This is a genomic window from Sphingomonas cannabina, assembly GCF_021391395.1.
GTDB lineage: Bacteria > Pseudomonadota > Alphaproteobacteria > Sphingomonadales > Sphingomonadaceae > Sphingomonas > Sphingomonas cannabina.
This window is the reverse complement of record NZ_CP090059.1, coordinates 3,110,217-3,133,788: the sequence shown is the minus strand read 5'-3', so window position 1 is coordinate 3,133,788 and position 23,572 is coordinate 3,110,217. Positions and strand designations below refer to the sequence as shown.

Genomic DNA, 23,572 nt, shown 5'->3' with positions numbered 1-23,572 from the left:
CGCGATGAGCACGACCACGATCGACCAGGCCGAGGGCAAGCCGCCGGTCTTCTACCTCGCCGACGAGCACGACCATGCGCCGGGCGGCAGCACGCTGCTGGGCTTCTGGCTCTACCTGATGAGCGACTGCCTCATCTTCGCGGTGCTGTTCGCCTGCTACGGCGTCTACGGGACGTCCTATGCCGGCGGGCCGACCGCGCGCGAGATCTTCGAGCTGCCGCTGGTGGCGCTCAACACCACCATGCTGCTGATGTCGTCGATCACCTACGGCTTCGCCATGCTGGCGATGGAGCGGGGCAGGGTAGGGCAGACCCAGCTGTGGCTGGCGATCACCGGGCTGTTCGGCGCCGCCTTCCTCGGCATCGAGCTCTACGAGTTCGCCAATCTGATCCACGAAGGCGCTGGGCCATGGCGCAGCGCCTTCCTGTCGTCCTTCTTCACTTTGGTGGGGACGCACGGGCTGCATGTCACCTTCGGCATCATCTGGCTGGTGACGCTGATGGTACAGGTCGGGCGGCGCGGGCTGATCCAGGCCAACAAGCGGCGGCTGATGTGCCTCAGCATGTTCTGGCACTTCCTGGACGTCGTCTGGATCGGCGTCTTCACCTTCGTCTATCTGCTTGGGGTCCTGAGATGAGCGCCGACCACACCGCCGACCACGGCCATGAGGACCACGACGTCCATGCGCCGCACGGCTCGCTCAAGGGCTATGTGATCGGCTTCGGCCTGTCGGTCGTCCTCACCGCCATTCCGTTCTGGCTGGTGATGGGGGGAGTGCTGTCGCCCGGCGCCACCGCGGCGCTCGTCATCGCCTTCGCCGTGGTGCAGATCCTCGTCCACATGATCTTCTTCCTCCACCTCGACACCAAGTCGGAAGGCGGATGGAACCTGCTCGCGGCGATCTTCACCATCGTGCTGGTGGTGATCACGCTCGCCGGGTCGCTGTGGGTCATGTACCACATGAACGCGAACATGATGCCGTCGATGACCCAGGGCGAGATGAGCGGCCAGAGCGAGATGAGCGGGATGTGACCAGGCACCCGGCCGCGCGCGCCGCGGTCGCGCTGGCGCTGCTTGCGGCGATCGCCGGGCTGATCGCGCTCGGGGTGTGGCAGCTCCATCGCCGCACCTGGAAGCTGGCGCTGATCGCCCAGGTCGAGCACCGCCTCGCCGCCGCGCCGGTCGCCGCGCCGGGGCCGGACAGCTGGCCCCGGATCGGGCGCGACGACGCTTATCTCCGCGTCCGGCTGCGCGGCAGCTTCCTTCACGATCGCGAGACGCTGGTGCAGGCGGCGACCGAGCTCGGCGGCGGCTATTGGGTGATGACGCCGCTCAGGAGCGAGCGCGGCTTCACCGTGCTGATCAACCGCGGCTTCGTTCCGCCGGAGCGGCGTCAGGCGCATGATCGGCCCGAAGGTGTCGTGGAGGTAGCGGGCCTGCTGCGCGTCAGCGAACCGGGTGGCGGCTTCCTGCGCGCCAACGATCCGGCAGGCGGCCGCTGGTATTCGCGCGACGTCGCCGCCATCGCCGCGGCGAAGCGGCTGGGGCCGGTCGCGCCCTATTTCGTCGACGCCGACGCGACGTCGAGTCCGGGCTGGCCGCGGGGCGGCCTCACGGTGGTGCGCTTCCCCAACAACCACCTCGTCTATGCGCTCACCTGGTTCGCGATGGCCGCGCTGCTGGGCAGCGCGCTCATTGGGCTGGCGTGGCGGGGGCGGCGTGGTGAGCCAACACTCAGGTCCTCCCCGGCACGGGGAGGGGGACCGCGCAGCGGTGGAGGGGGCTCGCCGCAAGCGACATCGCCTGCGGAGCTCCCCCTCCACCATGCTTCGCATGGTCCCCCTCCCCGTGCCGGGGAGGACCTGAAGGGCGAACCGCGCTAACACTATGAACATGACCTCCTGGTTCCCAACCAGCATCGACCGGTCGCCCTTCCGCGGCGCCGACGCCGCCGGGCGGCGCAACCTGCTGCTGCTCACCCACCTGCGCTGGCTGGCGGTGGCGGGCCAGGCGGTCACCATCGCGGTCGCGCATCTCGGCTTCGGCATCCGCCTGCCGCTCGCCGGCATGATCGCGGTGCTCGCGGCGCTGGTGCTGCTCAACCTGGTGACGCTGGGCGCGCTGCGGCGGCGCGAGACCGGCAACCGCACCATCTTCCTGTCGCTGCTGTTCGACGTCGCCGCGCTGTCGGTGCAGCTCTACCTCAGCGGCGGCGCGGCCAATCCGTTCGTCTCGCTCTATCTGCTCCAGATCGTGCTCGGCGCGCTGCTGCTGGAGGCGTGGTCGAGCTGGGCGCTGGTCGTCATCGCCGCTGCGCTGTTCGCCCTCGTCGCCGCCACCGCGCCGCCGCTGCCGCTGCCGCCCGCGCTGGCGATCCGGCTGCCGGTGCCGTACGTCGCCGCCTATTGGGGCAATTTCGTCCTGTCGGCGGTGCTGCTGGTGCTGTTCCTGGCGCGCATCAACCGGAACCTCAGGAGCCGCGACGCCTATCTTGCCGAGATGCGACAGCGCGCCGCGGAGGAGGATCATATCGTGCGCATGGGCCTGCTCGCCTCGGGCGCGGCGCATGAGCTCGGCACGCCGCTGTCGTCGCTCGCGGTGATCCTCGCCGACTGGAAGACGTCCGCGCCGATCGCCGCCGACCCGCGGCTCGCCGAGGAAGTCGCCGAGATGCAGGGCGAAGTCGCGCGCTGCAAGGAGATCGTGAAGGGCATCCTGCTCGCCTCCGGCGAGGTGCTGGGCGATGCGCCGATGCGCACCACCTTGCGCAGCTTCATCCGCGAGGTGGCGGCCGGCTGGGACGCGCTGCATCCCGACATGCTGCGCTTCACCGATCTGCTCGGGCCCGACCTGCCGATCGTCGGCGACCGCGCGCTGGCGCAGGTGATCGCCAATGTCCTCGACAATGCACTGGAGGCCGAGGCGACGGCGATCACGCTCACCGCCGAGCGATCGCCCGAGGCGATGGTGCTGACGCTGGAGGACGACGGCACCGGCTTCCCGGTCGAGATGCTGGAGACGCTGGGCAAGCCCTATCAGTCGAGCAAGGGCAAGCGCGGCCACGGGCTCGGCCTGTTCCTGGCGGTGAACGTGCTGCGCAAGCTCGGCGGGACGGTGACGGCGCGCAATCGTGAAAGAGGTGGGCGTGAAAGAGGTGGGCGCGACGAGGGCGGGGCGACGGTGACGCTCACCATCCCGCTCGCCTCGCTCGCCGTGGAGACGGAGCAATGACCGGACGCCTGCTGATCCTGGAGGATGACGAAGCCTTCGCCCGGACCCTCCGCCGCTCGTTCGAGCGCCGCGGCTACGAGGTGCGGACCGCGAGCGCTCCGGCCGAGCTGGACGCGCTGCTCGCCGACTTCGCGCCCGGTTATGCCGTGGTCGACCTCCGCCTCGAAGGCGCGTCGGGGCTCACCGGCATCCAGGCGCTCCATGCCTTCGATCCCGACATGCGCATCGTCGTGCTGACCGGCTATGCCAGCATCGCGACGGCGGTGGAGGCGATCAAGCTCGGCGCCACCAACTATCTCACCAAGCCCGCCAACACCGACGAGATCGAGGCCGCCTTCGCCAGGGTCGAGGGCGATCCCGACGCGAGCCTCGATGCGCGCCCGACCTCGATCAAGACGCTGGAATGGGAGCGTATCCACCAGACGCTGGCGGAGACGGGCTTCAACATCTCCGAAACCGCGCGCCGGCTGGGGATGCACCGCCGCACGCTCGCGCGGAAGCTCGAGAAGCGTCACGTCTGAAGAGCGTCAGCCGCCGATCGAAGGGCCGCGCATCAGCGGGCAGAGCTGATAGCAGGTCTGAACGAGCTGCTGCATCGGCGCCGGCTTGGCGAAGAAGACGCTGCCCGGCACCTGGCGCGCCTCCTGCGGCGGATTGGCCGACGCATAGATCACGGCGATATCGGGCCGTGCGGTGCGGAAGGCTTCGGCGATATCCCAGCCGCTGAGCGTGCCGACCAGGCGGATGTCGGTGATCAGCACATGGATCGGGTGATCACCCTGGAGATAGGTCAGCGCATCCTCGCCGGCGCTCGCCTCGAATACCGTGACACCCGCCGCGGCCAGCGCGTCGGCCAGCTCCATCCGGATCAGCCATTCGTCCTCGACGATGAGCGCGACGCATCGTTGGCCCTCGCCGTCATTCAAGGCGAGCACTCCCGACTGCGCGAACGAGATTTCGAGACCAATTCCTGCCTGCTTCCCCGGTCATCGTTTCTCGTTTCGTTGCGGCGATGCTGCACATTTGCCGCGTCAAGGAACGCTCTTCGCCACCAAGGGTTTCCTTTGAAGAGGAGCGGTTTATGCAAATGTCCCTGATGGGCGGTACCGAAAGCTGCCGACGATGAACGGTGAGCGCGGGAGGGCGCTCGAGGGTTCCGCCGAACGGTCGGTTGAAGCTGTGGTGCGCCTGGTAGGCGAAGCGGGGTTCGCGGAGAGGATCGGGGACGGACATTTTCGCCGGATCGTTGAGGCGCTGCCGACCGCGCTCTATACGACCGATGCCGACGGCCGGATCACTTTCTACAACACCGCGGCTGCCGAGCTGTGGGGGCGTCGTCCGAAGATCGGCGAGGACTGGTGGTGTGGCTCGTGGCGGCTCTACTGGCCCGACGGCAGGCCGATGGCGCACGACGAATGCCCAATGGCGGAGACGCTCAGGACCGGAAAACCGGTGAGAGGCGCCGAGGCGATCGCCGAGCGGCCCGACGGCAGTCGTTTTCCTTTCGTTCCCTATCCGACGCCGTTGTTCGACGAGGCCGGCGAGCTGGTCGGCGCTGTCAACATTTTGGTCGACATCACCGCCCGCAGGAAGAGTGAGGAGGCTGCCCAGCATCTGGCGGCAATCGTGACCTCGTCGAACGACGCGATCGTCAGCAAGGATCTGAACGGGAACGTCAGGACATGGAACGAAGGCGCCGAGCACCTCTTCGGCTATGCTGCGGAGGAGATCGTCGGCAAGTCGATCCTGACGATCATCCCGCCCGACCGGCATGATGAGGAACAGCGAATCCTGGAACGGATCCGCAGGGGCGAGCGGATCGAACATTTCGAAACCGTCCGCCGGTGCAAGGACGGCAGCCTGGTCGAGGTCTCGCTGACGGTCTCGCCGATAAGGCGCAATGACGGGATGATCGTCGGCGCATCGAAGATCGCGCGCGACATTTCGGAGCGCAGGCGCGCCGAGTCGATGCTCGCGAGGCAGGCGGCCCGGCTGGAGCAGCTCAACCGCGCCGCGCGCGAAATCTCGCGCGACCTCGACCTCGACCGGGTCGTCCAGTCGGTGACCGACATCGCCACCGAGCTCAGCGGGGCCCGTTTCGGCGCCTTCTTCTACAATGTCACCGACGAGGCTGGGGAGAGTTATCTCCTCTACACCCTGTCCGGCGTCGCGCGCGAGGCGTTCGAACGCTTCGCCATGCCGCGCAACACCGCGGTGTTCGATCCCACCTTCCGTGGACATGGGATCATCCGCTCTGACGACATCCGCAAGGACCCCCGCTACGGGCACAATCCGCCGTACCAGGGTATGCCGGAGGGGCACCTTCCGGTGGTCAGCTATCTTGCCGTGCCGGTGGTCTCCTCGTCGGGCGAGGTGCATGGGGGTCTGTTCTTCGGCCATGACGAGCCGGGCATGTTCGACGAGGATGCCGAGGCGCTGGTCGCGGGGATCGCGGCCCAGGCGGCGGTGGCGATGGACAACGCCCGGCTCCATGAAGCCGCCAAGGTCGAGATCGAACAGCGCAAGCGCGCCGAAGCAGGGATGGAACTGCTCCTCAACGAGATCCGTCATCGCGTCAAGAATACGCTGGCGATGGTCCAGGCGATCGCGATGCAGACCTTCCGCAGCACGCCTGTGGCGGAGCGCGATGCGTTCATCGCGCGGCTGCGGGCACTGTCGGAGGCGCATGACCTGCTCACGCAGAAGAACTGGGACACGATCTCGGCCGGCGAGACGGTGGAGCGGGCGCTCCAGCCGTTCCTCGACCGCGACGGGAGGCGCATCGTCTTCGCGGGGCCGGAGGTGCGCCTTCCTGCGGCCAAGGCGCTGCTGATCGCGATGGCGTTGCACGAGCTCGGCACCAACGCGGTCAAATATGGCGCGCTGTCCGACGAGAAGGGCAAGGTCGACCTCCGCTGGGAGGTCACCGAGGTCGAGGGCAAGACCCGCCTGCGGCTCAGCTGGCGCGAGCATGACGGGCCGCGGGTGGAGCCGCCCACGCGCGCCGGCTTCGGGTCGCGGATGCTGGAACGGGCGCTGCGGAGCGAGCGCGGGGATGCCCGGATCGAGTTTCCGCCCGAAGGCGTCACCTGCACGATCGAGATGTCGGTCTAGTTTGGGTTGCCCCCCGCGTTGCGGCATTGCGCGTCGAGCGCCGCCTGGGTCGCCGCGTTGAAATGGCCGCGTGCGCTGCGGGCGCGCTGGCAGATCGGTGGGTCTCCGGCCGGCGAGGCGGGGCGCACCTTCCCGAGCGGCTTGGCGGTCGGGACGCGGATCGCCTCCTGCCGCGTCAGGCCGGGAGTCGCGTTGACCAGCGGGGGCTTTTCCGCCGGCCGTACCTTGCCGAGCGCCTTGGGCTTCACGAGCGCGATCTCGCCGCAGATGATACCCAGCGCGTCCACCATTGCGCCGGCCCGTCCATGCAGGCCGACCGGCGCCATGTGCGACGGGCATTCGGCCAGGTTGGAGTAGCTCAGGGAATTGCCGCCGGTCCCCGGTAGAAGCGAGCTCGAATAATAATTCGGACCGCTGAGGAGCACGTAATTATATTCGAGGACGGGCTGAGGCATCGGCCCCGACAGCGGACCGCAACGGATTTCTATGCTGTTGACGACGATGGTCCGGGACCCTTCGGCACCGATCGTCGCCTTGCGGACAAAGGGCGCCGAGGCCGGGCAGGCGAATTCGCGCAGCCTTCCCCCCGTGCCTCCGAGCGTTCCGGGCCGGCCGGCGGGGTAGATCCCGCCGGTCGTCAGCGCCTGCGCACAGATCGGGCCGATAGCGTCCATGTCGTCGCCGATGCGTGCAACTACGCCAGCGAGATAACTGCCCGCCGGACATCTCAGCGCGGCAGACGTGCCGCCGCGGCCGCCCACGACGGGGCTGGACCAGTCCGCTTCACCGGCCGAGGCCGGGGTGCCGGACACCAACGCGGCGGCGACCGCGACGGCCTTGAGATACTGACGCATCGCTTCATCTCCCTGGACGCGAATGTCGTGCGACCGAGTCGTTGCCCGAGTTCGTCGCGCTGCGCGTCCACCAAATGGTGGATGCAGCCCTTTGCTGTTTTGTCCGTCGGTTCCGAACTATGTTGCGATCTATTCTCATTAGCGATACGGCAGGCGCGAATCGCGAGAAGGGGAAAGCAGGTCCGGCAATGGCGACGAACGCGCTTCTGCGCCGTAAAACGGGCCGCCGGCCGAGCCGGTGGAGCGTCGCCGCGCGTGTCGTGGCGGCGATTCCAGCGAATTACCTGCTGACCTCGCTCGCCACCGCCTGGCTCGCGCGCGTGCTGCCGGGGCCGCGCCATGAAGCGAGCGTCGCGGCGACGCTGATCGCCTTCGCGCTGTTCGCGACGCTGGTGCTGACCGCCTTCGCCGTCCGCTCGATCGGCCGGCTGTGGTTCGCGATGGCGGCCGCGGGAGCGATCCTCGGCGCGCTGCTGTGGCTGTCGCTGGCGAGCGGAGGGCGGCTGTGAAGGAGGGCCTCCGCCAGTCGATGGCCTGGCTCCATACCTGGGCGGGACTGCTGCTCGGCTGGCTGCTGTTCGCGATGTTCGCGACCGGCACTGCCGCCTATTTCCAGGACGAGATCACCCGCTGGATGGAGCCGGAGATCGCCGGCACCGTCGATCCGGTTTCCGCGACCGAAGGCGCGGTGCGCTACCTCCAGACCGTCGCGCCCGATGCCAGGGCATGGTTCATCTCACCCCCCAACAGCCGCAGCGCGACCACCAAGGTCTTCTGGCAGCCCGACGGCGAGCGGCGCGGCCGCCGTGGCGACACCAGCGCGACGCTCGACGGCAGCGGCAACCGGATCGAGGCGCGGGAGACGCAGGGCGGCTATTTCCTCTACCGCTTCCATTTCGACCTCCACTACATGCCGGTGATCTGGGCGCGGTACCTGGTCGGCATCGCGGCGATGTTCATGCTCGTCGCGATCCTGTCGGGAATCGTCACGCACAAGAAGATCTTCGCCGATTTCTTCATGCTGCGCTTCGGCAAGGGGCAGCGCAGCTGGCTCGACGCGCACAATGTGACGGCGGTGATCGCGCTGCCGTTCCACCTGATGATCACCTTCACCGGGCTGGTCACGCTGGCGACGCTCTACATGCCGTGGGGAATCGCGGCCAATTATTCGGATGAGGCCAAGTTCTACGACGCCGTCTTCGCCGAGCCGGCGGCGGTGGAGCGCAGCGGCAAGCCGGCCGCGCTGGCACCGGTCGGCTCGATGATGCGGCTGGCGTCGGCGGAGTGGCATGGCGCGAGGGTGGGCGCGGTACGCGTGACCAATCCCGGCGACGCTACTGCGAAGGTAGTCCTGACCCGCGCGCCGGAGGCCGCGATCGGCGCGCGCGGCGAGGCGGTGATCGTCGACGGCACCACCGGTCGCCAGGTTGGCGCCGGCGCGTCCAAGGGCGCGGCGCTCGCGACGGAGAGCGTGATGATCGGCCTGCACACCGGCCGCTTCGCCGAGTGGGGCCTCCGGGGGCTCTATTTCCTGTCGGGCGTCGGCGGGACGATCATGGTGGGCAGCGGACTGGTGCTGTGGACCGTCAAGCGGCGCGCGCGCCTCGCCGATCCCGAACGGCCGCATTTCGGCTTTCGGCTGGTCGAGCGGCTGAACGTCGCGGCGATCGCGGGGCTGAGCGCCGGACTTGCCGCCTATTTCCTCGCCAACCGGCTGCTGCCGCTGCGCATGGAGGGGCGGGCGGACTGGGAGATCCACTGCCTGTTCATCGCCTGGGGCGCGATGCTGGCCTGGGCGATCGTGCGGCCGACGCGGCGGGCGTGGGTGGAAGGGCTGTCGGCAGCGGCGCTGCTGTTCGCCGCGGTGCCGGTGGTGAACGCGCTGACGACGCCGCGCAATCTCGTCGCCAGCCTCGCCGCGGGCGACTGGCTGTTCGTCGGTTTCGATTGCGTGATGCTGGTGCTCGCTGCCGGCTTCGGCTGGGCGGCGCGCAAGGCCGGCCGCGTCCGTTCGGACCGGACCCGCCGCAGCGAGCCGGCGGTCGCCGAGGCGATGGCGGCGGCATGATCCAGCTTCTCGCCGTCCTGCTCGCGCTGGCGGGTTTCGCCGCGGTCGCCGGGTCGATGAGCCGGCACCAGCAGGACATGATCGGCCGCAGGCTCGATCCGCGCGAAGCGCGTGCCGCGCGTGGGATCGGAGGGCTTCTGCTGGTGGCGTCGTTGCTGGCCGACATGCTCGCGCTCGGCCCGGCGCGCGGCGCGATCATCTGGTGCGGCCATCTGAGCATCGGCGCGTGGGTCACCGTCGCATGGCTCTGTTGGCGCGTGAGCCGCCGTGCCCGTTCCCGGTAACGATTGGAGAGAGATGATGCGCAGACTGCTGCCGTTCCTGCTTGCCGCCGTCGCGGCGCCCGCCGCCGCGCATGAGGTGTGGATCGAGCGCGACGCCACCGGCCCGGCACGCATCTACCTCGGCGAGCCGGCCCAGCCGGTTCCGGATGGCGGCGACCCGGAATTCCATCGGCTCAAGGCGCCGCTGGTCTTCCTCGCCGATCCGGCGCGGCCGCTCGCCACCACCCGCCGCACCGATCATCTCGAGGCGGCGCCGGGCGGCGTGGGAGACGTGCGCGCCCGCGACGACAATGTGTTCGAGCCCTGGGCATCGGACGGCGTGCAGCAAGGGGCGATCTTCTACGCCCGCGCGGGCCGTAGCGAGACCGAGGCCAGGCTCGACCTCGAGCTGGTGCCGGTCACGCCCGGCGCCGACCGGTTCACCGTCCGCTTCCGCGGCCAGCCGCTACCCGGCGCGACCGTCAACGTGATCACGCCGGGGCGCTGGCAGAAGGCGTTCAAGGCGGATGGCGACGGCCGCGTTGACGTGCCCGACATGGGCGCCGGCCGCTATATCCTGGGCGTCACGCATGGGGAAACCAAGGCGGGAACGGTAGCGGGGAAGCCGGTCGCCAAGCTGATGCACGTCTCGACGCTCAGCTTTTTGCGTTAAGATCGACACTCAAATCCTCCCCCGCCAGGGGGAGGTGGCACGCGAAGCGTGACGGAGGGGGCGGAAACACATCGATAGTTTGTCGCCGTCCTCCCCCTCCGTCGCCTTCGGCGCCACCTCCCCCTGGCGGGGGAGGATTGAGCATTGGCCAAATTGATCTCTCCGGTGAGCCGCGGCTAAGCTGCCTGACACGCCATCCGGTGTGACGGATTCGCTGCTGAGAGGACGAATGGAAGGGCACATCGAAACGCGGCTGACGCGCCGCACGATGCTGGGCGCCGCCGCGGTGCTGGCGTCCGTACCCGGCGCGGCGTTCGCGCAGATCCAGCCCGGCGACGAGGTGATCGAGCTGTGGCCGGGCGATCCGCCAGGCAAGACCGATGCACGCATCGTCCGCAAGATCGATGACCAGTCACATGATCCTGCCAAGCCCGACCGCTGGGTCACCGGCATCGATCGTCCGGTGCTAGTGGTGCGGCGACCCGCGCGGCCGAACGGTTCGGCCGTGCTGGTGGTGCCGGGCGGCGGCTATGGCTTTCTCTCCTATGACAATGAAGGGATCAGCCAGGCGGACTGGCTCAACGCGCGCGGGATCACCGCCTTCATCCTGCTCTACCGCCTGCCGGGCGAGGGCTGGAGCCGCCGTGAGGATGTGCCGCTGCAGGATGCCCAGCGCGCGATGCGGCTGGTCCGCGCCCGGGCGGACCGGTTCGCGATCCGGCCGGACCGGGTGGCGGTGCTGGGCTTTTCGGCGGGCGGGCACCTCGCCGGATCGCTGGCGACACGCCATGCCGAGCGCGTCTACGAGCCGGTCGACGAGGCGGATCGCCTCGCCGCCCGGCCTGACGTCGCCGGGCTGATCTATCCGGTCGTCAGCCTCGATGCGCCGTTCGCCCATGGCGGATCGCGCGACAATCTGCTCGGTCCCGATGCGTCGCCGGCGCAGCGGCGCGCGCGGTCGGTCGAGCTCCGGGTGGATGCTGAGACGCCGCCCGTCTTCCTCCTCCACACCGTCGACGACGATGTGGTGCCGGTCGCCAACAGTATCGCCATGTTCCAGGCGATGCAGGCCGCCAAGCGGCCGGTGGCGATGCATGTGTTCGAGGAAGGCGGCCACGGCTTCGGGGTGCGCCTGCCCGCGACGATGCCGGCGTCCGTCTGGCCGTCGCTGTTCGCGGCCTTTGCTGCGCGGCATGGGGTGTTCGCGGAATCGGGCGCCTAAGGCGGATCGGCATCGGTATTGGGATCTTCCGTAGCCGGTTCCCAGCCGTCACCCCGGCCTTGGGCCGGGGTCCACTGGGCCTCGCGGGCTGCGCTCAAGCCTCTTGTCCAGTCCTTGCATCCCAGTGGACCCCGGCCCAAGGCCGGGGTGACGGGGGTGGCTATGGGGTAACGGGGGTGGCTATCGCGCGCGGCGTTCCGCTCGGCGGCGGGCCCAGGATTCCTCGATGTGGCTGCGCATCGCGCGCGACGCCGCCTCGGCGTCGCCGGCGACGATGGCCTCGTAGATGCGCCGGTGCGCGGCGTGGGTGTCCTTGATGTGCTCGATGTTGAGCTTGCCGCTATATTCGTGGGTGCGCAGCGCCTCCGATTGCACGCCGTCGATCACCGCCTTGCTCAGCCGGTCGCCCGACATGCGCATGATGATGTCGTGGAACATCACGTCCTCATGGACATAGGCGGCGGGGACGGGGATCAGCGTCTCCAGCTTGTCGATCTGGCGGGTGAGCGCGTCGACCATCTCCGGCGTGCGGCGCTCGGCCGCCTTCGCCGCCATCGCCCCTTCGAGCAGCGAGCGGATCTCGGAGAGATTGTCGAGATAGGCGAGGCCGTCCTCCCGCTGGAACAATGCGCCGAGGATCATGGGGTCGAGCATGTCCCAGGCGCTCGATTCCCGGACGATCGTGCCGCGGCCCTGCTGAGAGACGACCAGGCCCTTCTCCGTCAACGCCATCGTCGCCTCGCGCACCACCGTGCGGCTGACGCCGTACATGTCACCGAGCATCCCCTCGGGCGGCAGCGCGGTGCCGGCGGGATAGGTCTCGGTCACGATCGCCTTGACCAGATCCTCGACCACCGCCTCGGCCAGGCGGGGGCGCCGGCGGACGCGGGCGGCTTCGGGGGTGGGAGGAGAATGGGTCATGGCCTTGCTCGTTGCGCCCCGTGTCTGCCGCCGCTCCGGCGGTGGGAGGTGATGAGCCGATTGCCGCCCGTCGGTCAATGCTTGCCATCGGCGAAAGATCATACATAATATGTTATCGTCGGCGGGGGTAGCCTGGTCGGTGTCGTCTCGGCACTTAAGCAAGGATGTTGCATGAAAGTCACCGGCTACCGAAGCCTCGTCACCTCGCATGATTGGGGGCGCCCGGTCGGTGACGTGAACGGCGTGGTGACGTCGGGCATCACCGAGGTGCCGATCCTGATCCTCGAGACCGACGCCGGGCTGGAAGGCATCGGGCTCGGTCAGCATGTCGATATCGACCGCGTCTTTCCGGCGGTGGAAGGGCAGGATCCGCGTGCCGTCGCAGCGCTTTACGACAGCATGTTGTCGCATGTCTTCAAGAGCGGCCATGGCGGCGCCACCTATGGCGCGATCGCGGCGGTCGACATGGCGCTGTGGGATCTCAAGGCGAAGATGGCGGACGAGCCGCTGTGGCGGACGCTGGGGGCGGCAGACCGGTTCGTTCCGGGCTATGCCTCGGGATTGTGCTTCGGGCTCGACGACGATGCGTTTGCGGTACTCTATGCGCGCTGGGCGGAGCGCGGCTTCACCTCGGCCAAGATCAAGGGCGGCAAGGATATCGCGCGCGATATCGTCCGACTGAAGCGGGCGCGGGAGATATTGGCGGCCAACAGCGCAGAGCCCGCGCTGATGCTCGACGTCAACGAGAGCTGGAACCGCAAGCAGGCGATCCGCCATCTCGCCGCGATCGAGGCGGCGGGGATCGACCTCACCTGGATCGAGGAGCCGGTGCGGCGCTGGGACGCGGCGGGCCATGCCGCGGTGTCGCGGGCGACGCGCGCGGCGGTGGCTACGGGCGAGAATCTGACGGGGCTGGAGCAATTCGCGCCGCTGTTCGACGCGGATGCGGTCGATGTCGTGCAGACGGGCAGCGTGTGGGGGATCACCCATTTCAACCGGGTTGCCATCGCCGCACATGCGCGCGACCTGCCGGTCTCGCCGGTCGCCTATGACGGCAATCCGGTCGCGCACGCCGCTGCGGCGGTGCCGAACATGATCGGCATCGAGGTGCAGGATTTCGAGTGGCCGCTCGGGCTCGATGTCGACCAAGAGATCGCCGACGGCGGGATCGTGCTCGGCGATCGGCCGGGGCTCGGCATCGTCGTCGACGAGGGGATGATCGCGCGCGAGCGGGTCGAGGGGAGCTGGGAGGCGAGCGGCGGGCCGCACCGGCGGCCGCGCGAGGCGGGGCTGCGCCTCGTCCCCGACCGGCGGGCCGGCGCGGACCAGCGCGGATGACCACGCACGCCTGGGTGCTCGGCCGGCAGCGGACGCGGCTGCAGTTCTCGCTGATGGTCAATTTCTTCCTGCTGATGGCGCTCTACAGCGGCGTGCTCGGTGTGCTGCTGCCCAACCAGATCGCGAAGCTCGATCCCGGCGACAAGGCGAACAACCTCGCGCTGCTGTTCGCGGTGACCTCGGTCTTCTCCACGCTGGCGACGCCCGTCGCGGGGGCGCTGTCGGACCGGACGCGCAGCCGCTGGGGGCGGCGGGCACCGTGGATCGCGGTCGGATCGCTGGTCGGATCGCTGTGCCTGTTCGGCGTGTCGTGGATGACCAGCTTCTGGTCGGTGATGGTGCTGTGGGTGATGGCGGCGATCGCCTACAATTCCATGCAGCCGGCGATGACCACGCTGATCGCCGACCGTTTCGCGCCGGAGACGCGGGGCGGCGTGTCGGGGATCGTGGGGGCAGGAATGACGGCCGGCCTGACCGCGGGCACCGTGGTCGCCGGCTATCTCGCGAGCACGCCGACGGTCGCCTACGGCCTGTTCGCCGCCGCGATCGCCGCCTCGTGCCTCGCCTTCATCGCCGTGAACCGCGAGCCGTCGAGCGCTCAGATGCCGGCGCGGCGTTTCGTCTGGGGGGAGTTCGTGCGCGGCTTCTGGATCAGCCCGCGGGAGCATCCCGACTTCGCCTGGGCGTTCCTCAGCCGCTTCACCATCTACATGGGCTATCAGGCGGTCGCGGCCTATCTGCTCTACATCCTGCGCGACTATATCGGCCTCGGCGACGGGGAGTCGAACATCGCCATCGCCAACATGGCGATCGTGACGCTGGTTACGTTGATCATCGCGTCGCTGGTCTCGGGCTGGTGGTCCGATCGCATCCAGCGCCGCAAGCCCTTCGTGGTCGCCGGCAGCCTGATCATGGGCTGCGCGATGGCCGCGCCGCTGATCGCGCCGTCGATGGCGGGGATGTGGGTCTACGCCGCGGTGATCGGGGTCGGCTACGGCATGTTCATGTCGATCGACATCGCCCTGATGACGCAGGTGCTGCCCAAGAGCGCGCTGGGCGACGAGGGCAGGGACCTCGGCGTCCTCACCACCGCGGTCAACATCCCGCAGATCATCAGCCCGGTGATGGCGGCGGTGCTGCTCGGCATCTTCGACGGGAACTATCGCGCGATCCTGTGGGCGGCGCTGGCCTTCGTCTTCGCCTCGGCGCTGTGCGTTCTGCCGATCCGGTCGGTCCGTTAGACATATTACGTATTATGATCATTTGACATACGAACTCGCCTGAGTGCAGGATGCTTCTCAAACAAGCACGGGGAGGTCTGCATGGCGTATTTGGATGGGCGCGCGCGCAGGGCGTTGCTCGCGGCGACGGCGGCGGGTGCGCTGCTGTGGAGTGGTGTGGCCGCGGCGCAGCAGGCGCAGGCGACGGACGAGGAAACGGCGCAATCCGAGGCGGATATCGTCGTCACCGGCATCCGCGCAAGCGAGCGCGCGGCGATCGACCTGAAGCGGGACGCGGTCAACGTCGTCGACTCGATCGTCGCGCAGGATCTCGGCAAGCTGCCCGACCAGAACGTCGCCGAATCGCTTCAGCGCATCGCCGGCGTCACCATCGAGCGCAACCGCGGCGAGGGCCGCTACGTCACCGTCCGCGGTTTCGGACCCAAGTTCAACGCGGTGACGGTCAACGGCCGTACGCTCGCCACCGACAACAACGGCCGCGAGTTCTCGTTCGACGTGCTGCCGTCGGAGGTGATCAGCGGCGCCGACGTCTACAAGTCGCCCCAGGCCAACATCAACGGCGCGTCGATCGGCGCGACGGTGGACGTGCGCACCCTGCGCCCGCTCGACCAGAAGGCGGGGCTGCTCGCGACCGGATCGGCCAACATCCAGTGGGCCGAGGTCGCCGACCGCTACAATCCCGAGGTCTCGGGCGTCGTCAGCTGGCGCAACGACAGCAAGACGTTCGGCGTCTCGCTCGCCGCCGTCTACACCGACCAGCATGTCCGCGACGACGAGTTCACGATCGGCGCCGGCCATGTGCGGCGGTCGAGCACCGACTCCTACTATACCGCCGGCGGCGTGCAGGGCGGGCGCATCGGGCCGGACGTCGCGCCCTTCTCCAACGTCTCGATGCCCTCGAACCTGTCGCCCTTCTTCTTCGAGCGGCAGCTGAAGCGGTTCGGCCTCAACGGATCGATCCAGTTCAAGCCGACCGACACGCTCACCGTCACGCTCGACGGCCTCTATGCCAAGGCCGACTTCACCGAGCAGCAGACCGGCCTCGCCTACGACTTCTCCGGCGGCACGCTGGTCGAGCAGGTGGTCGAGGGCAACGAGGCGGTCTACCAGCGCTACCGGGGCGGCTTCGTCGACGAGATCATCCAGTACGACGTGCGCAACGTCACGACCGACCAGTACGGCCTCAACGTCGCCTGGGAACCGAGCGACCGGCTCAAGCTGACCGTCGACGCCTCGCAGTCGGCGGCGCGGCGACGCGGGCGGAACGACAGCCTGTTCACCACGATCCGGCGCAAGAACGTCGACCTGTGGTTCGACCGCCGCTCGGGCAGCCCGATCTACGACTATGGCTTCAGCAGCCCCAATTATCCGAACGCGGCGACCAATCCGCAGGGGCTGACCGCGCATTACTATATCTGGGGCGGCGGCACCGACGTCGACGACGAAATCGGCGAATATCGCAGCGAGCTGCAGTACAAGCTGTTCGACAACCTCACGCTGAACGTCGGCGGCATGTATGCCGACCGCAAGAAGACGCTGACCGGCAACGACATGCCGTTCGGCCAGCAATGCGCCTATTGCGGATCAGACCGCGCGCTGCCGACGTCGCTGTTCGGGCCGACCAACCGCTATTTCTTCTCAGGCGGCGGCAGCGACAACATCGTCCGCGACTGGATCAGCTACGATCCACGCGCGCTGGTCCAACTGATCGACCAATATGCCGCGCAGGACGGCAAGACCTTCGACCCCGCCGTCTTCTCGCCGGCCGCGTCCTCGGTCGTCGACGAGCACGTCAAGGTCGGCTTCGTGATGGGCACCTGGGAGACGCGGCTCGCCGGCATGCCGCTGACGATCAACGCCGGCGTCCGGTTCGAGGACACGATCTACACCTCGAACGGCGCGTCGCAGACGATCGTCAGCGCGAAGCAGCGCGTCGACGCCAACGGTAACCCGACCGGCCAGAACGACATCGTCCTGTCGGGCGTGGTCCCGGTCGGCTTCCGCGGCCATTATCAGGACTGGCTGCCGTCGCTGAACGCGCGGCTGTCGCTGACCGACGACCTGATCTTCCGCGTCGCCGCCTCGCGGGTGATGACCCGGCCGACGCTGTCGGACCTGTCGCCGCGCCAGTCGATCCAGACCAATCCCGGCAACGAGACGATCCGCCGCGGCAATCCCGACCTGCAGCCGTTTCGCGCGACGCAGGTCGAGGCTGGCCTCGAATGGTATTTCTCGCCTTCGGCGCTGCTCAACGCCGCCGTCTTCTACAAGGATATCGATTCGTTCGTGACGCTGGTGACGACGCCGCAGCTCGTCGACCAGGTGACCTTCCAGGTCACGGTGCCCGACAATGGCAAGGGCGCGACGGTGAAGGGCTTCGAGCTCGGCTATCGCCAGGCCTTCACCTTCCTGCCCGGCGCGCTCAGTGGGTTCGGCGTGCAGACCAGCCTCAACTACACCGACTCCAACGCGAGCTACACCAACACGGTGGCCAATGTGAGCTTCGGGCTCGAGGGGCTGTCGAAATGGTCGTACAGCCTGGTCGGCTATTATGAGAAATACGGGCTGCAGGCGCGCGTCGCCTATACCTGGCGCGACAATTTCCTCCAGGTCGCCTCCGGCCGCAACGGCGAGCCCGAATATTTCGACGCCTATGGCCAGCTCGACGCGAGCCTGTCCTACGACGTCAATCCCCAGTTCACCGTCTTCGCCGAGGGCACCAACCTCAACGACGCGAAGGAATTCATCTATTCGGTGAGCGAGGACCGCACCAAGGAGTATCGCAAGACCGGACGGCGCATCTCCGCCGGCGTGCGCTTCCGCTTCTGACGCGGCGAGGGGAGCTATGGAACGATCGGGGCGGAAAGCGTTGCTGACCCTCTTGCGGCGCGGAGCTGCGCTTCTCGCCGGCCTGTGCCTCGCCACAGCGGCGCAGGCACAGGATGCGACGATCCACGTCTCGCCCCAGGGCGACGACCGCGCCCCCGGCAGTGCGGCGCGGCCGGTGCGGTCGCTCGAACGGGCGCAGGCGCTGGTCCGGGCCGCCAACGCTCGCGGCGACGTGACGGTGGTGCTGGCCGGCGGCACCTATCGGTTGCGGAAGCCGCTCGTCTTCCGTGCCGCGGACGGCGGGCAGCGCGGCCACCGCGTCGAATGGCGTGCGGCGGACGGCGCTTCGCCGGTCATCTCCGGCGGCATCACCGTGACCGGCTTCCGCCCCTATGACGAGGAGCGGCGCATCTGGGTGGCCGACGTGCCGAAGGGGCTCGAGTCCCGCCAGCTGTGGGTGAACGACACGCTCGCCGAGCGCCCGTGGATCGAGATCAAGCCGACCGACCTCGCCTTCACCGCGACCGGCTTCGAGATCGTCAATCCCGACCTCAGCTATGTCGCGGCGGTCAAGCATCCCGAGCGGCTGGAGCTCGAGGCGACCGGTTTTTTCACCGACCGCGTCTCGCCGGTGAAGGCGATTTCCGGGCGTAGCGTGACGATGCAGCAGCCGGCGTGGGACAACAACAGCTGGGGCTACGACACGCTGACCAAGCCGATCTTCCCGGCGGATTCGCGGCTGTTCCTGGTCAACGCGCTGGAGTTCATCGGCAAGACCAACGACTGGCACGCCAAGCCGCGCCAGTGGTTCCTCGATCCCGCGGCGGGCAAGCTCTACCTCCGGATCGGGCAGGACGAGGACATCGGCAAGCTGACCGTCGTGCTGCCGACGCTGGAGACGCTGGTGGCCATCGCCGGCACGCCGGCCGCGCCGATCGAGCGGCTGACCTTCCGCGGTCTGCGTTTCTCCTACAGCTCGTGGCTCGGGCCGTCGCGGCCGGCGGGTTATGCCAATCAGCAGAGCGGCGCCTTCCTCGCCGAAGTGTCGCCGATCCGGCCGAAGGATGCCTGGCAAAGCTGCGGCTGGGGCTGCGTCGAGTTCGAATCGATGCGCCAGCGCTGGAACCAGATCCCGGCCGCGGTGCAGGTCGCGGCGGCGCGCGACGTGACGTTCGAGGGCAATCGCTTCACCCAGCTCGGGCAGGTGGCGCTCGGCATCGGCAACGATGCCAATGCCAATCTCGCCGGCACCGGTCTCGCCACCGCGGGCATCCGGGTGGCGCGCAATCATTTCGGCGTGCTCTCGGGCGGCGCGATCATGGCCGGGGGCGTGCGGGCCGATGCCCATCACCCGAGCGACCCGGCGCTGGTGAACCGCGACCTCACGATCGAGGACAATGTCGTCGCGACCGTCAGCCAGGATTACAAGGACAATGCCGCGATCCTGACGACCTATATCACCGGCGCGCGCATCGCCCACAACGACGTCTCCGATGCGCCCTATGATGGGATCGCGGTCGGCTGGGGCTGGGGCTACAACGATGCGGGGGGCAACCCGAACTACGACGAGAACCAGAAGGGCTATGTCCACAACACCCGCTACACGACGCCGACGACGCTGCGCGACACGGTGATCGAGGGCAACCGCATCCATGGCGTGAAGCAGTGGTTCATGGACGGCGGCGCGATCTACAACCTCTCCGCCAACCCCGGCGCGGTGATCCGCGGCAACCATATCTTCGACATCGGCGACCGGATCGGCATCTACCTCGACGAGGGCAGCAAGCATTTCCGCGTGACCGGCAACGTCGTCGAGACGCGGGGCAAGTGGCTCAACATCAACACCGCGGGCAAGATGTACCGCCGGCGCATCTCGACCGACAACGTCGCCACCGGCAACTGGCACAATTCGGAGACGACCGGCGGCCGCTGGCTGGAGGAGATCGGGAATGTAGCGCGCGACAACGTGCTGGTGCCGGATCGCGACTGGCCGGCCGAGGCGCGGGGGGTGATTGCCGGGGCCGGGGCGAGGCGTCCGCCGGAATGACGCCCCAGTGTCCCTCTCCCAAAGGGAGAGGGGTTTTGGTCAAGCCACCCGGTCGGGCGGCGCTTCGCCTGCGAAGAAGCGGTCGAGATTGTCCGCGACCTTCATGCCCATCGCGATGCGCGTCTCGACCGTCGCGCTGCCGAGGTGCGGCAGCAGCACGATGTTGGGGGCATCGAACAGCGCCGGATGCACCTTCGGTTCCTCCGCATAGACGTCGAGGCCCGCTGCTGCGATTCCGCCGTCGGTGAGCGTCGCGGCGAGCGCGGGCTCGTCCACCAGCGATCCGCGCGCGGTGTTGATGAGCACCGCGTGCGCCGGCATCCGGGCGAGCAGCGCGGCGTCGATCATGTGCCGCGTCTCGGTCCCGCCCGGCGCGTGCAGCGACAGCACGTCGGCCTTGGCCGCCAGTTCGGCGAGGCTGGCGTGATAAGCCTCCGCCGGCATGTCCTCCGCGACGTGGCGGCTGTGATAGGCGATCCGCATCCCGAACGCCTCCGCGCGCTTCGCCGTCGCGCGGGCGATGCGGCCGAAGCCGACGAGACCCAGCAGCTTGCCTTCCAGCGAATGGCCGAGCAGGTGCGTCGGGCGCCAGCCCCGCCAGGCGCCGGCACGCAGCTCGCGCTCGCCCTCCAGCGCACGGCGCATCGTCATCAGCATCAGCATGACCGCGATGTCCGCGGTCGCATCGGTGAGCACGCCGGGGGTGTTGGTGACGACCACGCCCGCCTCGCGCGCGGCGTCGATGTCGATATGGTCGTAGCCGACGCCGTAGTTGGCGATGATCCGCACCCGGCGCCCCGGCGTCTCGATCACGGCGCGGGGAAGACGATCGGAGGCGGAGGGGCAGAGCGCGTCATAGTCGCGCATAGCCGCGGCGAGCGCGTCGGCGCCGAGGGGCTTGTTGTCGGGGCTGACGGTGAGGTCATAGCGCTCGGCGAGCCGCGCCTCGGCCGCCTCGGGCCAGCGGCGGGTGAGCAGGATGCGGGGGCGGGTCATGGGCGGTCCCGCTCAGCGGCGCCGGAAGATGGGCACGCGCTTCTCGGCGAAGGCGGCGCGGCCCTCGCGGGCGTCGTCGGTGGCGAAGCAGATCGCCTGGAGGTCCCGTTCATATTCGATCGCCTTGTCGTGGGGCATGCTGAACGCGGCGGCGAGGTTGAGCTTGGCGGTCTCCGCCGCGATCGGCGCGCGGGAGGCGATGGTGCGCGCGATCTCCTGCGCGCGGGGCAGCAGCGCGTCGGGGGCGAGCACTTCGCTCACCAAACCCCAGGCGAGCGCCCGCTCGGCATCGATCATGTCGCCGGTCAGCAGCATCATCGCCGCATTGGACATGCCGATCGAATGCGCAAGCCCCGCCGCCATGCCGCCGCCGCCGATCCAGCCGAGCTTGATTTCCGGCGCGGCGAAGCGCGCGGTGGCGGAGGCGATGCGGATGTCGCAGGCCAGCGCCGTCTCCAGCCCGCCGCCCAGCGCATAGCCGTTCACCGCCGCGATCACCGGCTTGCGGCAGGCGCGCAGCGCGTCGCAATAGTCGGCACGGTTGCGGAAGTCCCATGCGGTTGCATAGGCGTCGAGCGTCGTGATGTCGGAGCCGGCGCAGAACGCCCGGTCGCCGGCGCCGGTGACGATCACGCAGCGGATCGCGTCGGACGTGTTGCACTCGGTCACCGCCACGACGAGCGCGTCGGCCATCTCCGGAGTCATGGCATTGAGTTTGTCGGGACGGTCGATCAGGATCGTCGCGACCTGATCGTCGATGGTGAAGCGCAGGGTGCCAGTCATGCTTCCGCTCCGTCAGGCGTGCTGGCGCACGACGCCGGATTCGACCAGCCGGTCGATCGCGGCCTCGTCGAGGCCGATCTCGGCGAGCAGCTCGCGGCTGTGCTCGCCGACCAGCGGCGCGCCGCGCTCCACCTTTGACGGCGTCCTGGAAAAGCGGATCGGGAAGCCCGGCGTCTTCACCCGGCCCTCGGTCGGATGGTCGTACTCGACGAAAGTGCCGTTGTGGCGGATCTGCGGGTCGTCGACCAGCTCGGCATAGCCGTAGACCGGGCCCGCCCAGATGTCGGCGGCGCGGAAGCGTTCGAGCCAGTCGGCGCTGGTCGCGGTGGGCAGCCTGGCCTTCACCTTCGCGAAGATCGCGTCGCGGTGCGTCCATCCGTCGGTCTGGTCGTCCATGCCCGCGAAGAACGGCTCGCCCAGCACCTCGCCGAGTTTCGCGAGGGGGGCCATCGCCAGCGTGATATAGCCGTCGCTGGTTGCGAACACGCCATAGGGTGCGCGGATGTAGCTGTGCGCATGGGGCTCGGCGGAGCGGGCCTGCGGCTTGCCGCCGACGGTGAACACCGACAGCTCCTGCATCTGGATGGTGGTGATCGCGTCGAGCATGTTGACCTGGACGAGCTGGCCCTCGCCCGTGCGCTCGCGGTGGAAGAGCGCGGCCAGCGCGCCCTCGAAGGCGCTGTAGGCGGTGACGGCGTCGACGACATATTGGCCTGCGGGGGAGGGGGGCTGTCCCTCGGCGCCGGCCGACAGCATCGCGCCCGACATGCCCTGGAGCAGCAGGTCCTGGCCGGGATAGAGGCGATAGGGGCCGTCCTCGCCATAGCCGGAGATCGAGACGTAGACGAGGCGCGGGTTGATCGCGGCGAGCGTCGCATAATCGACCCCCAGCCGCTCGGCGACGCCGGGGCGGTAGTTCTGGAGAAAGACGTCGGCGGTCTTCACCAGCTCGAGCAGCGTCGCCTTGCCCTCGGGCGCCTTGAGGTCGATCGCCAGCGAGCGCTTGTTGCGATTGAGCGAGAGGAAGGAGACGTTGACCTGCTTCCCCGTCGCCCCGCCCGCGGCGGCGTGGCGCTGCCATTCGCCCGAGGTCGGCTCGACCTTGACCACGTCCGCGCCGAGGTCGCCGAGCCGCTGGGCGGCAAAGGGCCCCGCCATCGCGATCGAGCAGTCGAGCACGCGGATGCCGCTCAGGATGTTCATGCCGTTCATGTCCTCAGGCCATGATCCAGCCGCCGTTCACGTGCAGCGTCTGGCCGGTGATGAAGCCCGCCTCGTCGGCGGCGAAGAAGGCGATCGCGTGGGCGATGTCGGCGGCGGTGCCGCGGCGCTTGATCGCCTGGGCGTCGAGCACCATGCGCTTGTAGCCTTCGGGATCGGGATGGATCTTTTCGGCGTCGGTGGGGAAGGCACCGGGTGCGATCGCGTTGACGGTGACGCCCCAGCCGCCGAACTCGCGCGCCCATGCCCGCGTGAGGCCGATCAGCGCGGCTTTGGATGCGACATAGGGCGACAGGTTCGCCCAGCCGCCCGAGATGGTGATGCTGGAGATGTTGACGATCCGCCCGAAGCCGCGCTCGCGCATTCCCGGCAGCGCCGCCTGCACCGCGACGATGCCGGCGTCGACGTTGACGCGCTGGACCGCCTGATGCTCCTCGATCGAGACCTCCTCGAACGGCTTGGCGGGGTAGATGGCGGCATTGTTGATGACGACGTCGAAGCCGCCGGCCTCGTCGAGCAGCCGTTCGAGCTCGGCGCGGAAGCCGGCGAGGTCGGACAGGTCAGCGGTCGAGACGATCAGGCTGCCGGTCTTCACGCTCTCGGCCGCCGTCCGCAGCTTCGCGACCTTCGCCGGATCGTTGTCGACCGCCACGACCGTCGCGCCGCGTCCCATCAGCAGCAGCGTGGTGTCGAGACCGAGCCCACCCGCGGCGCCGGTGTAGAGGACGGTGCGGTTTTTCATAGCTCAAGCCCCTCCCCTTCAGGGGAGGG

The 23,572-nt window shown here is 68.7% G+C and carries 21 protein-coding genes and 1 pseudogene; 15 read left to right on the top strand and 7 right to left on the bottom strand.

Annotated elements, in window-relative coordinates; genetic code table 11:
• Positions 1-4 precede the first annotated feature (4 nt).
• The 5 genes and pseudogenes from cyoC to LZK98_RS14855 all read left to right on the top strand — a co-directional run bounded on the left by cyoC (position 5) and on the right by LZK98_RS14855 (position 3,752).
• On the top strand, positions 5-637 hold the full coding sequence (gene cyoC, locus LZK98_RS14875) for a cytochrome o ubiquinol oxidase subunit III (protein WP_233783184.1): 633 nt from the start codon (positions 5-7) through the stop codon (positions 635-637).
• Positions 634-1,032 carry a cytochrome o ubiquinol oxidase subunit IV gene (gene cyoD / locus LZK98_RS14870; protein WP_233783182.1) on the top strand — a complete coding sequence of 133 codons (399 nt, stop codon included), beginning with the start codon at positions 634-636 and terminating at the stop codon, positions 1,030-1,032. The genes cyoC and cyoD overlap by 4 nt, the downstream gene beginning before the upstream one ends.
• Positions 1,029-1,712 (top strand): annotated as a pseudogene (locus LZK98_RS14865) (SURF1 family protein); the annotation flags it as partial. The gene cyoD and the pseudogene LZK98_RS14865, both read left to right, overlap by 4 nt.
• Positions 1,713-1,893: 181 nt before the next feature.
• Entirely contained in the window at positions 1,894-3,231 is a 1,338-nt protein-coding gene (locus LZK98_RS14860) for an ATP-binding protein (protein WP_233783180.1), read from the top strand.
• Positions 3,228-3,752 (top strand): response regulator transcription factor, encoded by a 525-nt coding sequence (locus LZK98_RS14855; RefSeq protein ID WP_233783178.1) that lies wholly within the window; start codon positions 3,228-3,230, stop codon positions 3,750-3,752. Before LZK98_RS14860 ends, LZK98_RS14855 begins: the two co-directional genes overlap by 4 nt.
• Positions 3,753-3,758: 6 nt before the next feature.
• On the opposite strand, the gene LZK98_RS14850 is transcribed toward LZK98_RS14855, so the two are convergent.
• Positions 3,759-4,157, bottom strand: a complete 399-nt coding sequence (locus LZK98_RS14850) for a response regulator (RefSeq protein ID WP_233783177.1) — start codon at positions 4,155-4,157, stop codon at positions 3,759-3,761.
• A 196-nt stretch (positions 4,158-4,353) separates the two neighbouring features.
• On the opposite strand from LZK98_RS14850, the gene LZK98_RS14845 reads away from it, so the two are divergent.
• A complete protein-coding gene (locus tag LZK98_RS14845; RefSeq protein ID WP_233783175.1) occupies positions 4,354-6,345 on the top strand; it encodes a PAS domain S-box protein in 1,992 nt (663 codons plus the stop codon).
• Here LZK98_RS14845 and LZK98_RS14840 read toward each other — a convergent pair.
• Positions 6,342-7,199 (bottom strand): hypothetical protein, encoded by an 858-nt coding sequence (locus LZK98_RS14840; protein ID WP_233783173.1) that lies wholly within the window; start codon positions 7,197-7,199, stop codon positions 6,342-6,344. The genes LZK98_RS14845 and LZK98_RS14840 overlap by 4 nt on opposite strands.
• A gap of 188 nt (positions 7,200-7,387) precedes the next feature.
• Here LZK98_RS14840 and LZK98_RS14835 point away from each other — a divergent pair, with 188 nt between their 5' ends.
• The 5 genes from LZK98_RS14835 to LZK98_RS14815 all read left to right on the top strand — a co-directional run bounded on the left by LZK98_RS14835 (position 7,388) and on the right by LZK98_RS14815 (position 11,425).
• A complete protein-coding gene (locus tag LZK98_RS14835; RefSeq protein WP_233783171.1) occupies positions 7,388-7,708 on the top strand; it encodes a hypothetical protein in 321 nt (106 codons plus the stop codon).
• On the top strand, positions 7,705-9,267 hold the full coding sequence (locus LZK98_RS14830) for a PepSY-associated TM helix domain-containing protein (RefSeq protein WP_233783169.1): 1,563 nt from the start codon (positions 7,705-7,707) through the stop codon (positions 9,265-9,267). Before LZK98_RS14835 ends, LZK98_RS14830 begins: the two co-directional genes overlap by 4 nt.
• Complete coding sequence (locus LZK98_RS14825) at positions 9,264-9,551, top strand: DUF3325 domain-containing protein (RefSeq protein ID WP_233783167.1); 288 nt, start codon at positions 9,264-9,266, stop codon at positions 9,549-9,551. Before LZK98_RS14830 ends, LZK98_RS14825 begins: the two co-directional genes overlap by 4 nt.
• 16 nt (positions 9,552-9,567) lie before the next feature.
• Positions 9,568-10,203, top strand: coding sequence for a DUF4198 domain-containing protein (locus LZK98_RS14820; protein ID WP_233783166.1), 636 nt, complete (start codon positions 9,568-9,570; stop codon positions 10,201-10,203).
• 229 nt (positions 10,204-10,432) lie between these two features.
• Positions 10,433-11,425 (top strand): alpha/beta hydrolase, encoded by a 993-nt coding sequence (locus tag LZK98_RS14815; protein ID WP_233783164.1) that lies wholly within the window; start codon positions 10,433-10,435, stop codon positions 11,423-11,425.
• A 180-nt stretch (positions 11,426-11,605) separates the two neighbouring features.
• Here the strand turns inward: LZK98_RS14815 and LZK98_RS14810 are convergent, their stop codons facing one another.
• On the bottom strand, positions 11,606-12,346 hold the full coding sequence (locus tag LZK98_RS14810; RefSeq protein WP_233783162.1) for a FadR/GntR family transcriptional regulator: 741 nt from the start codon (positions 12,344-12,346) through the stop codon (positions 11,606-11,608).
• Positions 12,347-12,517: 171 nt separating this feature from the next.
• On the opposite strand from LZK98_RS14810, the gene LZK98_RS14805 reads away from it, so the two are divergent.
• The 4 genes from LZK98_RS14805 (at position 12,518) to LZK98_RS14790 (ending at position 19,801) form a co-directional block, all read left to right on the top strand.
• Entirely contained in the window at positions 12,518-13,684 is a 1,167-nt protein-coding gene (locus LZK98_RS14805) for a mandelate racemase/muconate lactonizing enzyme family protein (RefSeq protein ID WP_233783160.1), read from the top strand.
• The gene (locus tag LZK98_RS14800) at positions 13,681-14,925 is read left to right on the top strand and encodes an MFS transporter (RefSeq protein ID WP_233783158.1); all 1,245 of its coding nucleotides are present in this window, start codon (positions 13,681-13,683) and stop codon (positions 14,923-14,925) included. Before LZK98_RS14805 ends, LZK98_RS14800 begins: the two co-directional genes overlap by 4 nt.
• Before the next feature lie 81 nt (positions 14,926-15,006).
• A complete protein-coding gene (locus LZK98_RS14795) occupies positions 15,007-17,754 on the top strand; it encodes a TonB-dependent receptor (protein WP_233783156.1) in 2,748 nt (915 codons plus the stop codon).
• A gap of 40 nt (positions 17,755-17,794) precedes the next feature.
• Entirely contained in the window at positions 17,795-19,801 is a 2,007-nt protein-coding gene (locus tag LZK98_RS14790; protein WP_233783154.1) for a right-handed parallel beta-helix repeat-containing protein, read from the top strand.
• Positions 19,802-19,840: 39 nt separating this feature from the next.
• Here the strand turns inward: LZK98_RS14790 and LZK98_RS14785 are convergent, their stop codons facing one another.
• Genes LZK98_RS14785 through LZK98_RS14770 form a run of 4 tightly spaced genes read right to left on the bottom strand, consistent with a single transcriptional unit; the run spans position 19,841 to position 23,543 of the window.
• Complete coding sequence (locus tag LZK98_RS14785; protein WP_233783152.1) at positions 19,841-20,797, bottom strand: 2-hydroxyacid dehydrogenase; 957 nt, start codon at positions 20,795-20,797, stop codon at positions 19,841-19,843.
• A gap of 12 nt (positions 20,798-20,809) precedes the next feature.
• The gene (locus LZK98_RS14780) at positions 20,810-21,580 is read right to left on the bottom strand and encodes an enoyl-CoA hydratase/isomerase family protein (RefSeq protein ID WP_233783150.1); all 771 of its coding nucleotides are present in this window, start codon (positions 21,578-21,580) and stop codon (positions 20,810-20,812) included.
• A gap of 12 nt (positions 21,581-21,592) precedes the next feature.
• On the bottom strand, positions 21,593-22,783 hold the full coding sequence (locus LZK98_RS14775; RefSeq protein ID WP_233783148.1) for a CaiB/BaiF CoA transferase family protein: 1,191 nt from the start codon (positions 22,781-22,783) through the stop codon (positions 21,593-21,595).
• A gap of 13 nt (positions 22,784-22,796) precedes the next feature.
• Positions 22,797-23,543 (bottom strand): SDR family NAD(P)-dependent oxidoreductase, encoded by a 747-nt coding sequence (locus tag LZK98_RS14770; protein ID WP_233783147.1) that lies wholly within the window; start codon positions 23,541-23,543, stop codon positions 22,797-22,799.
• Positions 23,544-23,572: the final 29 nt, after the last annotated feature.

Bases quoted from the DNA above. Each gene is read 5' to 3' on its own strand.
- LZK98_RS14815 (WP_233783164.1), top strand. From the start codon at position 10,433: ATGGAAGGGCACATCGAAACGCGGCTGACGCGCCGCACGATGCTGGGC.
- LZK98_RS14800 (WP_233783158.1), top strand. From the start codon at position 13,681: ATGACCACGCACGCCTGGGTGCTCGGCCGGCAGCGGACGCGGCTGCAG.
- LZK98_RS14775 (WP_233783148.1), bottom strand. From the start codon at position 22,783: ATGAACATCCTGAGCGGCATCCGCGTGCTCGACTGCTCGATCGCGATG.
- LZK98_RS14795 (WP_233783156.1), top strand. From the start codon at position 15,007: ATGGCGTATTTGGATGGGCGCGCGCGCAGGGCGTTGCTCGCGGCGACG.
- LZK98_RS14820 (WP_233783166.1), top strand. From the start codon at position 9,568: ATGCGCAGACTGCTGCCGTTCCTGCTTGCCGCCGTCGCGGCGCCCGCC.
- LZK98_RS14840 (WP_233783173.1), bottom strand. From the start codon at position 7,199: ATGCGTCAGTATCTCAAGGCCGTCGCGGTCGCCGCCGCGTTGGTGTCC.
- LZK98_RS14810 (WP_233783162.1), bottom strand. From the start codon at position 12,346: ATGACCCATTCTCCTCCCACCCCCGAAGCCGCCCGCGTCCGCCGGCGC.
- LZK98_RS14805 (WP_233783160.1), top strand. From the start codon at position 12,518: ATGAAAGTCACCGGCTACCGAAGCCTCGTCACCTCGCATGATTGGGGG.
- LZK98_RS14825 (WP_233783167.1), top strand. From the start codon at position 9,264: ATGATCCAGCTTCTCGCCGTCCTGCTCGCGCTGGCGGGTTTCGCCGCG.
- LZK98_RS14855 (WP_233783178.1), top strand. From the start codon at position 3,228: ATGACCGGACGCCTGCTGATCCTGGAGGATGACGAAGCCTTCGCCCGG.
- LZK98_RS14835 (WP_233783171.1), top strand. From the start codon at position 7,388: ATGGCGACGAACGCGCTTCTGCGCCGTAAAACGGGCCGCCGGCCGAGC.
- cyoC (WP_233783184.1), top strand. From the start codon at position 5: ATGAGCACGACCACGATCGACCAGGCCGAGGGCAAGCCGCCGGTCTTC.
- LZK98_RS14785 (WP_233783152.1), bottom strand. From the start codon at position 20,797: ATGACCCGCCCCCGCATCCTGCTCACCCGCCGCTGGCCCGAGGCGGCC.
- LZK98_RS14770 (WP_233783147.1), bottom strand. From the start codon at position 23,543: ATGAAAAACCGCACCGTCCTCTACACCGGCGCCGCGGGTGGGCTCGGT.
- cyoD (WP_233783182.1), top strand. From the start codon at position 634: ATGAGCGCCGACCACACCGCCGACCACGGCCATGAGGACCACGACGTC.
- LZK98_RS14860 (WP_233783180.1), top strand. From the start codon at position 1,894: ATGACCTCCTGGTTCCCAACCAGCATCGACCGGTCGCCCTTCCGCGGC.
- LZK98_RS14780 (WP_233783150.1), bottom strand. From the start codon at position 21,580: ATGACTGGCACCCTGCGCTTCACCATCGACGATCAGGTCGCGACGATC.
- LZK98_RS14845 (WP_233783175.1), top strand. From the start codon at position 4,354: ATGAACGGTGAGCGCGGGAGGGCGCTCGAGGGTTCCGCCGAACGGTCG.